Annotated in this window: 11 protein-coding genes; 3 read left to right on the forward strand and 8 right to left on the reverse strand. The window is 63.3% G+C overall.

All coding sequences use genetic code 11. The features are described from left to right. Positions 1-64 precede the first annotated feature (64 nt). From ACSBOB_RS17330 to rpsF, 7 genes are all read right to left on the reverse strand, one after another. Positions 65-1051, reverse strand: a complete 987-nt coding sequence (locus tag ACSBOB_RS17330) for a small ribosomal subunit Rsm22 family protein (protein WP_442583619.1) — start codon at positions 1049-1051, stop codon at positions 65-67. 2 nt (positions 1052-1053) lie between these two features. Continuing rightward, positions 1054-1377, reverse strand: a complete 324-nt coding sequence (locus ACSBOB_RS17335; RefSeq protein ID WP_442583620.1) for a YnfA family protein — start codon at positions 1375-1377, stop codon at positions 1054-1056. A gap of 478 nt (positions 1378-1855) precedes the next feature. Further along, on the reverse strand, positions 1856-3151 hold the full coding sequence (locus tag ACSBOB_RS17340) for a class I SAM-dependent methyltransferase (RefSeq protein ID WP_442583621.1): 1296 nt from the start codon (positions 3149-3151) through the stop codon (positions 1856-1858). A 253-nt stretch (positions 3152-3404) separates the two neighbouring features. Further along, positions 3405-4568, reverse strand: coding sequence for an IS4 family transposase (locus tag ACSBOB_RS17345; protein ID WP_442583622.1), 1164 nt, complete (start codon positions 4566-4568; stop codon positions 3405-3407). Between the two features lie 192 nt (positions 4569-4760). Further along, positions 4761-5336, reverse strand: a complete 576-nt coding sequence (gene rplI / locus ACSBOB_RS17350; RefSeq protein ID WP_442577350.1) for a 50S ribosomal protein L9 — start codon at positions 5334-5336, stop codon at positions 4761-4763. A gap of 268 nt (positions 5337-5604) precedes the next feature. Further along, positions 5605-5853: a 30S ribosomal protein S18 gene (rpsR, locus tag ACSBOB_RS17355; protein WP_442577351.1), complete on the reverse strand. Its 249-nt coding sequence runs from the start codon at positions 5851-5853 to the stop codon at positions 5605-5607. Next, positions 5853-6362 (reverse strand): 30S ribosomal protein S6, encoded by a 510-nt coding sequence (gene rpsF, locus ACSBOB_RS17360; RefSeq protein WP_442577352.1) that lies wholly within the window; start codon positions 6360-6362, stop codon positions 5853-5855. The genes rpsR and rpsF overlap by 1 nt, the downstream gene beginning before the upstream one ends. A 449-nt stretch (positions 6363-6811) precedes the next feature. Here rpsF and ACSBOB_RS17365 point away from each other — a divergent pair, with 449 nt between their 5' ends. Beyond that, positions 6812-8437 (forward strand): pilus assembly protein, encoded by a 1626-nt coding sequence (locus tag ACSBOB_RS17365; RefSeq protein WP_442577353.1) that lies wholly within the window; start codon positions 6812-6814, stop codon positions 8435-8437. 9 nt (positions 8438-8446) lie between these two features. Here the strand turns inward: ACSBOB_RS17365 and ACSBOB_RS17370 are convergent, their stop codons facing one another. Then, the gene (locus ACSBOB_RS17370; protein ID WP_442577354.1) at positions 8447-10303 is read right to left on the reverse strand and encodes an LTA synthase family protein; all 1857 of its coding nucleotides are present in this window, start codon (positions 10301-10303) and stop codon (positions 8447-8449) included. Between the two features lie 305 nt (positions 10304-10608). On the opposite strand from ACSBOB_RS17370, the gene fabD reads away from it, so the two are divergent. Together fabD and ACSBOB_RS17380 are read left to right on the forward strand one after the other, a co-directional pair. Beyond that, entirely contained in the window at positions 10609-11550 is a 942-nt protein-coding gene (gene fabD / locus ACSBOB_RS17375; RefSeq protein WP_442577355.1) for an ACP S-malonyltransferase, read from the forward strand. Positions 11551-11624: 74 nt separating this feature from the next. Further along, complete coding sequence (locus ACSBOB_RS17380) at positions 11625-13556, forward strand: beta-galactosidase (protein WP_442577356.1); 1932 nt, start codon at positions 11625-11627, stop codon at positions 13554-13556. The last annotated feature ends 50 nt before the right edge of the window (positions 13557-13606 follow it).

Genomic DNA, 13606 nt, shown 5'->3' on the forward strand with positions numbered 1-13606 from the left:
CATCTAAACCGCGACTGGGCCAAAGCATCGGCTGAGTGGCTCCACGACTGGCCGCGCTCGGCGCTCAGCCATTCTCGGCGAAATCCTGCTGCACTGGATCTCCCCAGTCCAGCCGCCGGGCGACGCGAAAATTCTCGCCGTCGCGCTTGCTGAGCCGGCGCTCGGCCGCGCTGCCGTCCGCCTTGCAAAGCTTGACGGTCACCATCCCCTTGCCGCCGCGCGGCGGCGCGATCACCCGCGCCTGTGGCGGCTGGAGCGCTTGCCGCGCCGCGGCGACAAAAATGTATTTTTCGTCTTCCCACGGCACGTCGCCGCCCTTGGCCAGCCGGTGCAGCCGCGAGCGGGCGACGCGGCGGGAAAAATGGCACCAGTCGGGCGGCGCGAGCGGGCAGGGGGCGGCATGCGGGCAAGGCGCGACGAGATGCGCGCCGGCGGCGATCAGTTGGGCGCGTGCGCCAAGAATCCGCTGCCAGCCGGCCGGCGTGCCCGGCTCGACGATCACCAGCACGCCGGCCGTCAGCGCCCACAGTCGCTCGATCAGCGCGGCGCGCTGGGCCAGGTCGAGTTCGTCGAGCACGTAGCACAGCGTGACGAGGTCGGCCGGCGCGAGATCGGGCAGTCCGCGCGTCGCGTCGCCGGCGAGCCAGCGGGTGGAGACTGTGGGCATTTCCCCACCTAGCGCCTCGCCGGCGCTTCGCACCGCAGCACTCGCCTCGACGAGGACGGCATCGTCCAGTGCGCGCCAGCAGTCCGCCGCCGCCCACAACGCGGTGCCCGGGCCGGCGCCGATATCGAGCAGCGACTTCGGCGAAAAATCCGGGAGGCCGTCGGCGACGGTCTCGAAGCTGGCACGCACCGCCGCATAGGTGGCAGGCAGGCGCGCGGCCAGATAGGCTTTCACAGCGAGATCGCCGTCGAGATGCAGCCGCCCGTCGCGTAGTTCGGCTCGGTAGCGGGCCGACAGCAGGCCGGAAGCCCGCTGCAACTCCGCAAGCGGAGTTCGTTCCAGAAGCCGGTCGACCGCCAGCCGCAGCGCGCGCGGAAGCTCCATCGTCAGGCTCCGCGCGGGGCGAACAGGATGATGCTGGCGCCCACAAGGCAGATGGCTGCGCCGAGCGTATCCCAGCGGTCGGGCCTGACACCTTCCGCAAGCCAAAGCCAAAACAGCGAAGCGGCGATGTAGATGCCGCCATAGGCAGCGTAGGCGCGGCCGGCGGCGTCTGCCTGCACCAGCGTCAGCAGCCAGGCGAACAGGACCAACGACAGCAGGCCTGGCGCCAGCCACAGTGGCGACCTGTCCAGCCGCCACCACGCCCAGAAGGCGAAGCAGCCGGCGATCTCGGCAAGGGCGGCCGCCGCGTAGATCAGGTAGGTCATTGGGTTTGCCCGGTGAAACGCCCTATGTGACAGGCGGTGGCGCCAGGCTCAAGTCTTTGGGAGCACCGGCTTGTGCCGACAGATCGATGCCGGCGGGTATCGAAAGTTGCAGATGACCGATTTTGCCTTTTTCCGGGCGTAAAAGGGTGCTAGTGCCCGCAGCACATGCTTGGAAGTACGTGGGCCTCGTTGAAGCCGAAAGGCGCGTGGCAGTTCATCCGGCCCAAGCTCCGCGCAGGAGGTTTTTCTGCGGGAGCTTTGAGTGCTGTCTGATTTCTGGCCCGGACAACGTTTCGCTCCCGCAGCCTTTTGCCGTTTGAGACAAGCTCCCGCTCGCCCGACACACCTGGATCGCGTCAGCTCCGTAAGGCCAAAACGCCTTATGCCGTTAGCCTGAAACGGGCCGAAAGGTCCTCTCGTCAGGCTGAAAGGGGTTGTGTCAGGTCGGTAACGTTTTTTTCACACTTCCGACCCGCAATCACTCCCGATCCGATACTTTCCGGCTGCGGCTTTTCGGCTTCTTTGCTGGTTTATCCATCTCGCGATGCCCCATTTCGTGCATGGCGAGCGCCTTCTCGCACTTTTCCATGTAGCCGCGCGTGACCGGCACGGTGTCGTTCTTGCGCGTCAGCTGGATCTGGAAGACCATCAAATCCTGCCAGCGGAACGCCGCCTCGGAGCCTGACAGATAAAACTCCCACATGCGGCAAAAACGCTCGTCATAGATCGCCTTCGCCTTGTCGCGGTTGGCCAAAAACCGCTCGCGCCAGTGTTTCAGCGTGTCGGCATAGTGCAGCCGGAGAATCTCGATGTCGCCGACCATCAGCCCGGATTTCTCGATCACCGGCATCACTTCCGACAGCGCCGGAATATAGCCGCCGGGGAAAATATGTTTTCGGATGAAGGCGTTGGTGGCGGACGGCGGCCCGAAGCGGCCGATCGAATGCAAAAGCATGACGCCATCCGGCTTCAGCAGCGTCGCGCATTTTTCGAAGAAGGTGCGGTAGTGATTGACGCCGACATGCTCGAACATGCCGACCGAAACGATGCGGTCGAAGCGCTCGTTCAAATCGCGATAATCGCGGATCTCGAAATGGACGTGGTCCTCCAGTCCCTCGGCGCGCACCCGCTCGGTCGAGACCGCATGCTGCTCGGTCGACAGCGTGACGCCCAGCACGTCGGCTTCGAAATTTTTCGCTATGTAGAGCCCGAGCCCGCCCCAGCCCGAGCCGATGTCGAGCACCGAATGGCCGGCCTTCAGCCGGAGTTTCGCGGCGATATGGCGTTTCTTGGCGAGTTGCGCCTCTTCCAGCGTCATATCCGGCCGTTCGAAATAGGCGCAGGAATATTGCATGTCGGCGTCGAGGAAAAGCTTGTAGATTTCGCCCGACAAATCGTAGTGGCGTTGTACGTTGCGCTTCGAGCGCGCATGCGTGTTGACCTGCTGCAGGCGGCGGAACGCGACGCGCAGGCTTTCGATCGCCCGCGTCAGCGCGTCGCTGCCGCCCATCGGGCCCATGTTCTCGTAGACCAGCTTGAGGAAGGCCAGCACGTCGCCTTCGGGGAAGTCGAGTTCCTCCTCCATGAAGGTCTCGCCGATCGCCAGCGTCGGGTGCAGCGTGATGGCGCGCTCTGCATGGGCGGTCTTGATGTGCATGTGGACTGGCGGCCCGCTGCCGTCGCCGAAGCTGGTGGTGGTCCCGTCCGGCCCGGTGATCTTCAGGTTTCCGACCCTGACGATCCGGTCGACGATGCGTTTGAGGAGAAGGTTCATGTGCCTGTACCCAAATCCGTGGGTGCCGCTTCGACAGCGGGCCTGACCTATTCTGCTTCAAAAAGTCGCGGCTTGAAAAGTTCCAATTGGCACAAAACGGAAATCGATAATGAGGCCAGTCCCTGCGGAAACTGGCGAAACTCATACGTTTGTATGGATATTTGCGGTTATTGCGGGGCTTTTAAGTCACGTCGGCGCGCTTGGAGAATGCGGGAAGCCATGCCCGGAAGCTCGCAGGGCTGTCCGGGGAAAGTCATGCATAGTCGAAGGCCATCTGGTTTGGCGAGCACGGAGGTTTCCTGTGGCTTGGATTGACGGGGGGCGGTCGTTCGATGGCGGCGATGTTGCGGCGCTCGAACAGGCATTGCGCGACCAGATCGGTGAAGCGCAGGCTCGGCATGGCGACGCGGTGAGTGTGGGCGGCGATGCGCAGCAGCGCATAGGCGATCATCGCGGCGAAGAGCTGCAGGCGGATGGCATTGTCGTTGTTGCCGAGGAACTTGCGGATCTTGAGATGCTGCTTGATCCATCGGAACAGGAGCTCGATCTGCCATCGGCCCTTGTAGAGGGCGGCAATTTCGACGGCCGGGCGATCGAGATCGTTGGTCACAAGCGTGATGGTGTCGCCCTGCTCGCGCTTCACGGCGATGCGGCGCAACGGCATCGGCAGGCTGGAATCGCCCTTGCTGGCAAGCTCCACCCGGGCGTCCTGAAGAACGGTGAAGCCGTCGCCCCGGGCATCCCTGACGCGGTTGAGATACAGCACCTTGAGCCCCATGTTGGATGTGGGCCGGGTGACGAAGACGGCTTGCGCCGCGGCGATTGCCGTCCACCAGCCATAATGGCAGTAGCCCTTGTCGAACACATAGGTGGCGCCGCTCTCGATGCGAACCGTGCGGCCGATCCAGGCGTCGTTGACGTTGGCGTCGGTGATGGCCAGCACGCGCGGGCAGTCGGTACCGGGGTCATGGACGACATGCAGCTTCATGCCGCGGATGCGGCCGTTCGACCTGGCCCAGCCGCACAGCTTGCCGAGCGGGATGGGAGTAGAGTCGATCAGCCGCAGCAAGGCCGTGCCTTCACGGCGCATCTGCCGGTCGAGCTGGCCGGCAAGAAAGGCGAAGGTCCCGGCAAACACGGCGGCGGGGCGGCGGCGGTTGGCATCCGACAAGGTCGAACGCGACAGCGCCCCGCTGCCCAGATGATAGTGGTGCTGGCGGTTGGCGTTCCAGCCCGCTTCCACACCGCGCAGGCTGCCGGCGCCGCTGAACTGGGCGTAGATCAGCGCCATCAGATGGTCCCAACTCTTGAACGTCTTGTCGTAGGCGTCCCCGTCATGCTCCTCCACAATCCTCTGAAAGCGACGCCGATCGATCGGTTCAACCAGCTTGCCAAGGATGCTAGATGCAAAGCGCATGCCCCGTCCCTTTCTGAGTCTCGACAACCAGAAGGTAGACGGAAAAACCCCGTCTCACGGGGCATGCGCCTGCGGCATTTCGATTCACAACAAACTTTCCCCGGACAGCCCTGCGGAAGCTCGGGGGAAGACACGTCATAACAAAAAAGCCCGGGCGAACCCGGGCTTCCAAATCGTGCGGTGAAGGTACGCTCAGGCGTCGCCGTCTTCTTCCGATGCCGGGTCGAAGAAATTGTCGGGTCGGGCGTTCTCGTTGATGTCGTCGCCGTAGATCGCCTCGGCGGTGGTCAGCGTCTCGCCCTTCGACTGGCGCTCGGCCTCTTCCTCGGACCGGGCGATGTTCAGCGTCACCGTGACCTCGACTTCCGGATGCAGTGCGATCGCCACATTGGTGAGGCCGATGGTCTTGATCGGCTGGTTGAGCTCGACCTGGTTGCGGGAGACGGTGTAGCCTCCGGCCGTCAGCAGGTCGGCGATGTCGCGCGTCGACACCGAACCGTAGAGCTGGCCGGTCTCGCCGGCCGAGCGCACGACGATGAAGCTCTTGCCGTCGAGCGTCTCGGCGACTGCGGACGCTTCCGACTTGCGCTCGAGATTGCGGGCTTCTAGCTGCGAGCGCTGGCCTTCGAACTTCTTCTTGTTGCCTTCATTGGCGCGCAGCGCCTTGCCCTGCGGCAGCAGGAAATTGCGGGCAAAGCCGTCCTTGACCTTGACGGTGTCGCCCATCTGGCCGAGGCGGGAAATGCGTTCGAGAAGAATGACTTCCATTTCTCTGTTCCTTGTTCACATGCCGCGTCGGGCGGCGATTTCGCAAACGGACAGGGGAAGCGTTTTGGCAGGCATGTTCGCCTGGGGTCGCTGTCCTGCCCGTGTCGGCAGTTAGGGGTTTTGGCCCCAACTCGGGATTTTGATCTTTGCGTCCCGCGCCCGTCGCGGAAGCAGTGCCGGGGACAGTTTACTTTCTTTCCGCTAGCGCAGAGGTCTCAACGGCCTCGCCTTTCAGCGGAAAAAAGTAAAACTGTCCCCAGCGTCTAATTTACCGCACCAGATACGGCAGCAGGCCGAGGAAGCGGGCGCGCTTGATCGCCTGGGCGAGCAGGCGCTGCTTCTTCTGGCTGACGGCGGTGATGCGCGACGGCACGATCTTGCCGCGCTCGGAAATGTAGCGCTGCAGCAGGCGCACGTCCTTGTAGTCGATCTTCGGGGCATTGGCGCCGGAGAACGGGCAGGTCTTGCGGCGGCGATGGAACGGACGGCGCGTCGGGATCTGATTGATGTCGACCATTACGCTGCTCCTCCTTCAACGGTTTCACGCGGACGGCGAGGACGATCCTCGCGATCGCCGAAGCTGCGCGGACCACGGTCGCCGCCTTCGCGGTCGCCGAAGCTGCGCGGGCCGCGGTCGCCACGGTCACGGTCGCCGAAGCTGCGCGGGCCACGGTCGCCGAAGCCGCCGCGTTCGCTGCGCTCTTCGCGCTTCTGAAGCATGGCCGACTGGCCTTCTTCATGGGCGTCGACCTTGACGGTCAGGAAACGCAGGATGTCTTCCGACAGGCCCTGCTGGCGTTCCATCTCGTTGAGCGCGGCCGGCGGGCAGTTCAGGTCCATGAGGGTGTAGTAGGCCTTCCGGTTCTTCTTGATCCGGTAGGTGAGGGACTTCAGTCCCCAGTTCTCGACCCGGCCGACGGTTCCCCCGTTCGCAGCGATCACGCCCTTGTAGTGTTCCACAAGCGCGTCGACCTGCTGCTGCGAGAGGTCCTGCCGGGCAAGAAACACATGTTCGTAGAGAGCCATTGTGCTTTTCGCCTTTCTTCAACACTCTGCCCGGTACCGGCGGCTAAGCCTCTGCAACCTGTCTTGAACCCGCGAACGGGGAAGAAAGGAGCATGGACGGTCGAGAGCGGAGACACGGGAGGCTGAAGGCCTTTTCGCCTTCGAACGGAGGTTTGCAAAAACCTCCGGCCCTCCGTACAGCCCCCAGCCGGGACCGGCAGAAGCGCGCTCTATACAGCATTCCGGCGGCGGCGCAAGCTTGGGCGGCGCGAAACTCATAGGCCCGAGCGCTGCCCTCTACGTCTTTCGTCCACAGCGGCGGTGCTCCGGTTATTGCCTAGAATTGCGGGCCGGACCGCAACCGGCCGTTAATCCTGCCGGCAAGCGGCTGTCACCGCTCCCTGCAATTCAACCGAATATTCATGTCGCCGGCCGTTACCTGCCTCCGCTGCTATGGTGAGAGGTGAAAGATGTTCAAGCGGTTCCTGCGGTCCACGTCCGGCAATTTTGCGATGATGTTCGCGATCGCGTCCCCCGCCGTGCTTTTCGCCGTCGGCTTCGGCATCGACGTCACCAATCTCATGTCGGCGAAATCCGACCTGCAGGCTTCGCTGGACGCCGCGGTGATGGCAGCTTCGCGTCTCGGCGCCGCCAACATCTCGCGCAAGGACAAATTCGACGCCTATTTTTCTTCCAACGTCGCCGACAAGAACCTGCTGCGCGATCCCACGGCGACGCTCGCCGTCAATGAGACGCTGGTGGACATCCGCAACGTGGGGACCGCAACATCGCATGTCGACCTGAAATTCATGGGGCTTTTCGGGGCCGATCCGCTGATCAAGGTTACGGCCGTCGCCTACGAGTCGCGCAGGAACGTCGAGGTGGCGCTGGTGCTGGACAACACCGGATCGATGATTGACACCAATAAAAAACTCAACCGAATTTGGGACTTGCGCGAGGCGGCCACCGAATTGGTAAAGACGCTGAAGGGCATGCAGGGTAGCGGAACGTCCGGGCGCACAGTGCGAGCGGCGCTGGTGCCATTCGTCACGGCGGTCAACGTCAAGGGTAAGGATTTCAAGGAATCCTGGATCGACATGACCGGAAAGAACAAGCAGAACGGCGTCCATTTCAATAAGATTAATGATGCGCCTGCTCATCACAAGCTGATGTTCGATCGCTTGGGCGAGGTTTGGAGGGGCTGCGTCGAGGCCCGTCCTGATCCGTACAATCTCAGCGATGTCGCACCAGATATCAACAACCCCTCGACGCTGTTCGTGCCCTACTTCGCTCCGGATGAACCGGGTGGAGAAAAGGCCCCCGGCAACGACGCGAATAATTTCAACAATTCTTATTTGAAGGACGATGCACCGGCCACCGCTTCAACTGATCCCGGTACTGTAGAAAAGCAGTCAAAAGAGCAGAGGAGGTTCGAAAAATACAACGCGCGAAGTGGTGGCACGATTCGCAAGATTTCGGAGGACAGGGCGCTGCCCCCCACTAGAAAGGACGCGGAGGTTCAAGCCTTTACAAATGGCCCCAATCGCGCCTGCCCGACACCGATTGTCCCGTTGACGGAAGACCTGGATTCCCTACAAGTCGAGATCGGGAAAATGCGGGCCTGGGCTGGCTCGGGCACCAACGTTTCCGAAGGACTTGCCTGGGGACGGCGGGTGCTGTCGCCCGAAGAACCTTACACCGAGGCGCAACCTTTCACAGATGAGCACGTCAGCAAGTGGGTGGTGGTCTTCACTGATGGAACCAATGAAGTATTCGGCAGCGCCAATTCGTTCAATGGATCCGACTATGGAGCCTATGGTTTCCTCAGTGACAGGCGCATGAGCAGTTCAGGAAAGAAATCCGATGCCATCACGCAGGTCAACACCTGGACTTCGACCATGTGTACCGAGTTGAAGAAGCAGGATGTGCAGATATTCACGATTCTGCTGGGCTCTGACAACGCCACCAATCGAAAGCTTTACGGCGACTGTGCATCCAAGCCCGAATACTATTTCGGCACCAATGATCCCGCGAAGCTGAAGACGATCTTCAGCAGCATCGCCAGCATCATCGCCTCCTTGCAGTTCACCGGCTGACGCCGGCACTCACACCGGCGGCGGAGCGGGCTTGGCCACCTTCTGCGATTCCGGAAAGAACCTCGCCTCGCCAAAACGCTTGCCGAAGATCAGGTCGTACTGGAGATAGCGGAAATCGCGGATCAGCGGGTCGACCGTCTCGGCCCGCGCCCAGTTCGGCGTGGGGTCGCCCGCCTTCGCCACCAGCATGTTGCGGTCGACGGCGTTGTAGCGGTCGTGCACCGCGCCGAGGAAGCCGGTGTAGTAGGGATGGCTGAAGCCAGCCGTCCGCATCAGGTAGAGCGGCAGGAAGGCCGGGCTGATCGAGCCGATCTCTTTCAACGGGCCGCGGCGGTTCGACCACACGACCAGCGGCGTCTCGTGCTCGGCGGCGAGCGTCTCCACCGGCGCGTTGCGGTCGGCGACGACGTCCTTCATGAAGCCCGTCTCGGTATAGACCGGCCCGAGCGGCGGCAGATGGTCGCCGAAGAAGGCGATGACCGTGTGGCGCTCGCGCTTCTTTGCCCAGTCGATTAGCTCGGCGAGGCTCTTGTCGGCATCGGCGGCGCCCGTCGCATAGGTCTTCAGAGATTCCCGCGAAACCTCGCTGATCGGGCTTTTCACGTCGAGCGTCGAATCCGGGTAGCGGTTGGGCTCGTAGGGGCCATGGCCCTGCAAGGTCACCGCGAAATAGAAAAACGGCCCGCTCGCCCGGTCGGCGTTGTCGATGATCTCCTCGACGAAGGCTGTGTCGGCGGCCAGCGGCCCGCGCTTCTCCAGCACCGGTAGCGTCTCCTCCGAGAGGAAACGGTCGAAGCCGAAATCGTCATAGACCGTCGCGCGGTTCCAGAACCATCCGGCATAGGGATGGAAGGCGCGCGTGTCGTAACCCTCGCTTTTCAGGAATTTCGCCAGCGACGGCATCGGGGTGCGGACGTATTGCTGGTAGGGGATGCTGCCATAAGGCAGGAAGGCGTTGGAGAAGCCGGTCAGCGCCTCGAATTCGACATTGGCGGTCATGCCGCCGAACTCCGGCGACAGCATATGGCCGGACTGCAGCGCGTGCACGGTCGGGATCGGGTCGGGCGTGATGGTGGTCTTCGGCAGCCGCGTCGGATCCCAGAAGGATTCGCTCATCACCATGATGATGTCCGGCCTGTCCTCGGGCACCACCAGAGGCGCCAGCGGGGCCTTGAGCAGCCCCTTGATCGCCTCTTCGGAATAGTCTGCGGGCGCGGCGACTTTCGCCATCGGCACGTTGAGCGCAAACGCGATGGCAAAACCGTTGCTGTTGTAGTTCTCCTTCTGGTCCCACATCACCGGCGATATCTGCAGCCGGTCGCGCGCCCACGAGAAGGTCGCATAGTCCATGATCGAGCCGAAGAAGATGAGCGCCGGCAGCGCCACAACCAGCCGCGAGGCGCGTGCCTTGAAGGTCAGCCTTGGCGCACGCTTGCAGCGGAAGCGCCACGCGGCCACCAGCGCCGCGACCGCCGCGACCGCGACAAACGCGAACCCGATCGCCGTCAGCGGCCGCTGCCGCACCAGCAGCGGCATCAGTTCGACGATCTGCAGGGCGTAGAGAAAGTCTGTCGGATAGAGCGGATCGCCGAGATAGAACGCCTTCTGGTGCCCGACGAAGGCGAGCCCGATCGCGATCGGCGCGATCAGGAAGAGCGCGTGATACGGCCGCCCAAGCAGGGCGTCGAAGAACACGATCAGCAGCGCAAACAGCACCACGGTCGTCCAGCCGGGGCGGAAAGGCTGCTGGAAGAACTCCAGCGTCTGCGCCAGCGAGCCGCGCGCGATCAACTCGACGGCGAACACCAGAAGCCCGGCGACCAGCAGCGTCGCCAGCGTCGAGCCGCAGAACCGCAGCGCGTGCAAGCGCCTGGCGGCCCGGTCTCCGTTCCCCCGCGAGGATCGCCGCTCGGGCGGCTGCAAATTCCGGCTCAGATAACCCAACGCACGCTTTCCCGAGATCATGCCGGGCGCTTTTCATGAGCCCGTCACGGTAATGTCATCCTCGCGTCACAAAAATCCAGTGCCTGTGGCCAAATTTGGAAGGTTTCTGTCGTCGGCAAAAGAAACTGCGGACAAGGATGCGACCGATTGTCCCTTGCCGGTCTTGACTTGGCGTGCGGCGTCGCGCGACAGGGCTACCAAGAAATGAGCAGGAAGGACCCGACCAGATGACGATCGCTTTCACCTTTCCGGGCCAGGGAAGCCAGTCCGTCGGCATGGGCAAGGATCTGGCGAGCGCCTTTCCGGAGGCGAAGGCGGTGTTCGACGAGGTCGACGACGCGCTCGGCGAAAAACTGTCCAAGACCATCTGGGAAGGGCCGGAAGAGAGCCTGACGCTGACCGCCAATGCGCAGCCGGCGCTGATGGCGGTGTCGCTGGCGGCGGTGCGCGCGCTTGAATCGCGCGGCTTCTCGCTGAAGAACAAGGTGTTCTATGTCGCCGGCCATTCGCTGGGCGAGTATTCCGCGCTTGCGGCCGCCGGCATGTTCTCGGTCGCCGACACGGCGCGGCTGCTGCGCATACGCGGCAATGCGATGCAGGCTGCCGTGCCGGTGGGTGAGGGCGCGATGGCGGCGATCCTCGGGCTCGACCAGGAATCCGTCGAGGCGGCCTGCGCCGAGGCCGCAGAGGGCTCGACCTGCCAGATCGCCAACGACAACGGCGGAGGACAACTTGTAATCTCGGGTGCCAAAGCCGCCGTCGAGCTAGCCGCGAAACTGTGCACGGAGAAGGGCGCCAAGCGGGCATTGATGCTGTCGGTCTCCGCGCCCTTCCATTCCGCGCTGATGGCGCCCGCTGCCGAGGCAATGCGCGAGGCCTTGGCGAATGTGCGCAAGAACGCACCCGTGGTTCCCGTCGTCTCCAATGTCGCCGTCCAGCCTTCGTCGGATCCCGGCCGGATCGCCGCTCGGCTGGTCGAGCAGGTCACCGGCCGGGTGCGCTGGCGCGAGACCGTCGAATGGTTCGGCGCCAACGGCATCACGACGCTGTACGAGGTCGGGGCCGGCAAGGTGCTGTCCGGCCTCGCCCGCCGCATCGACCGCGAGATCGCCACCGCCAATATCGGCACGCCGGCGGATGCCGAGGCGGCGCTGACTGCGCTGGCCTGACGAAGCCGGACCCGCCCGGCTTTCCGGCTGCGAGCCCGGAATTCCTGGGCTGCGGGAAACCAGGGGAGCGGTCCATGCTCGGTGTCTGCTACTATCCGGAACATTGGCCGGAAGCGTGGTGGCCGGACGATGCGCGGCGCATGCGCGAAATGGGCATTGTGTTCGTGCGCATCGGCGAGTTTGCGTGGTCGCGGCTTGAGCCGAGCCGAGACGCCTTCGATTTCGGCTGGCTCGAGCGGGTGATGGATATCCTCGGCGGCGCCGGGCTGAAGATCGTGCTCGGCACGCCGACCGCGGCGCCGCCCAAATGGCTGATGGACGAATACCCCGAAATCAGACCCGTCGACGAACAGGGGCGGGCTTATGGATTCGGTGGCCGGCGGCATTACAATTTTTCGTCGGATGTCTGGCGCAGCGAGAGCCGCCGCATCGTGGAAAGGCTTGCCAGGCATTTTGGTCAGCATCCGGCCCTCGTGGGCTGGCAGACCGACAATGAATATGGCTGCCACGGAACGGTGTTTTCGTGGGGGGCTGATGATCTGAAGGGATTCCGCGACTGGCTGCGCCGCCGCTACCAGACAGCCGACCAGCTCAACGAAGCCTGGGGCAACGTCTTCTGGTCGATGGAGGTCCGCAGTTTCGACGAGGTGGCATTGCCGGCGATGACGGTGACGGAGCCAAATCCGGCGGCCCGGCTGGATTTCTGGCGGTTCAAGTCGGAGGAGATCGTCTCCTATAATTCGATGCAATGCGAGATCGTCCGCGCGCACTCCCCCGGGCGTTGGATCACCCACAACTTCATGGGTTTTTTCAATAGCTTCGATGCCTGGAAAGTCGGTGGCGCTCTGGATTTCGCGTCGCACGATTCCTATCCGCTCGGCCTCACCGAAACGTTTCTGCCGACGGAGGAGGAGAAGTGCCGCTGGGCCGAGACCTCGCATCCCGACATTGCGCCCTTCAACCACGATCTCTATCGCGGTATCGGCCGTGGCCGGTTCTGGGTAATGGAACAGCAGCCGGGTCCGGTGAACTGGGCGCCGTGGAACCCTGTGCCGAAACCTGGAATGGTGCGTCTCCGGACCTGGGAAGCTCTGGCGCACGGGGCCGAAGTAGTCAGCTATTTCCGCTGGCGTCAGGCGCCTTTCGCGCAGGAACAGTTTCATGCCGGCCTGAACCTGCCCGGTCTCCACGAGCTTTCGGTCGGCGGACGGGAAGCGACGGTCGTGGGACGCGAGCTTGAAACGGTCGGTGTCCTCCCGGAAACGGAACAGGCGAGGGTAGCGATCGTCTACGACTACGAGGCAATCTGGGCGTTGCGCGTGCTGCCGCAGGGCAAGGATTTCGGGTTTTCGGAACTCGTTTTCCGCTGGTACGAGCCCGTGCGGCGTCTTGGCCTCGACGTCGATCTCGTCGCGCCAGGTGCGCCGCTCGACGGTTATGCGCTGGTGCTGGTCCCGTCGCTGCCGATCGTCCCGCAGGCCACAGTCGGGGCGTTCGAGGCAAGCGAAGCCGTCATCGTCTTCGGGCCGCGCAGCGGTTCGAAGACACCGAATTGCACAACCCCCGCCAATTTGCCCACCGGCCCGCTTGCGGACCTGACCGGCGCGCGCGTCACGCAGGTCGCGTCGTTGAGGCCCGGCCTGAAGGACGCGGTGCGGGGGGAGGTGAGTGGAAATGCCGTTCGCTGGCGCGAATATGTAGAGACCGATGCCAAGGTCCTCGGCCGTTTCGAAAATGATGATCCGGCTTTGATCGCCAACGGACGTTCGCTCTACCTGGCGTGCTGGCCGGACGAGAAACTCCTTGCGTCCACCATGAGATATGCAGTTCAAGAGGCAGGGCTGGAGGTGCTGGATCTGCCCGAGCATGTTCGTATCCGCCGGCGTGGCGGATATACTTTCTGCTTCAACTACGGCGGGCCGGACTGGGCGTGTCCGGCGGGTGCCAAGCTTGTGCTTGGCGAGTCCGTCGTAAAGTCGCAACAGATCGCAATATGGGTTATCTGAACGGCGATCGGCCCGGGCTATGGAACCGCCACCTGGACTGTCCGCAAACA

The organism is Mesorhizobium sp. KACC 23794, from assembly GCF_052180275.1.
In the GTDB taxonomy this organism is placed as follows: domain Bacteria; phylum Pseudomonadota; class Alphaproteobacteria; order Rhizobiales; family Rhizobiaceae; genus Kumtagia.

Excerpts from the sequence above, each read along its gene's own strand:
- ACSBOB_RS17330 (WP_442583619.1), bottom strand. The coding sequence starts at position 1,051 with ATGGAGCTTCCGCGCGCGCTGCGGCTGGCGGTCGACCGGCTTCTGGAA.
- ACSBOB_RS17335 (WP_442583620.1), bottom strand. The coding sequence starts at position 1,377 with ATGACCTACCTGATCTACGCGGCGGCCGCCCTTGCCGAGATCGCCGGC.
- ACSBOB_RS17340 (WP_442583621.1), bottom strand. The coding sequence starts at position 3,151 with ATGAACCTTCTCCTCAAACGCATCGTCGACCGGATCGTCAGGGTCGGA.
- ACSBOB_RS17345 (WP_442583622.1), bottom strand. The coding sequence starts at position 4,568 with ATGCGCTTTGCATCTAGCATCCTTGGCAAGCTGGTTGAACCGATCGAT.
- rplI (WP_442577350.1), bottom strand. The coding sequence starts at position 5,336 with ATGGAAGTCATTCTTCTCGAACGCATTTCCCGCCTCGGCCAGATGGGC.
- rpsR (WP_442577351.1), bottom strand. The coding sequence starts at position 5,853 with ATGGTCGACATCAATCAGATCCCGACGCGCCGTCCGTTCCATCGCCGC.
- rpsF (WP_442577352.1), bottom strand. The coding sequence starts at position 6,362 with ATGGCTCTCTACGAACATGTGTTTCTTGCCCGGCAGGACCTCTCGCAG.
- ACSBOB_RS17365 (WP_442577353.1), top strand. The coding sequence starts at position 6,812 with ATGTTCAAGCGGTTCCTGCGGTCCACGTCCGGCAATTTTGCGATGATG.
- fabD (WP_442577355.1), top strand. The coding sequence starts at position 10,609 with ATGACGATCGCTTTCACCTTTCCGGGCCAGGGAAGCCAGTCCGTCGGC.
- ACSBOB_RS17380 (WP_442577356.1), top strand. The coding sequence starts at position 11,625 with ATGCTCGGTGTCTGCTACTATCCGGAACATTGGCCGGAAGCGTGGTGG.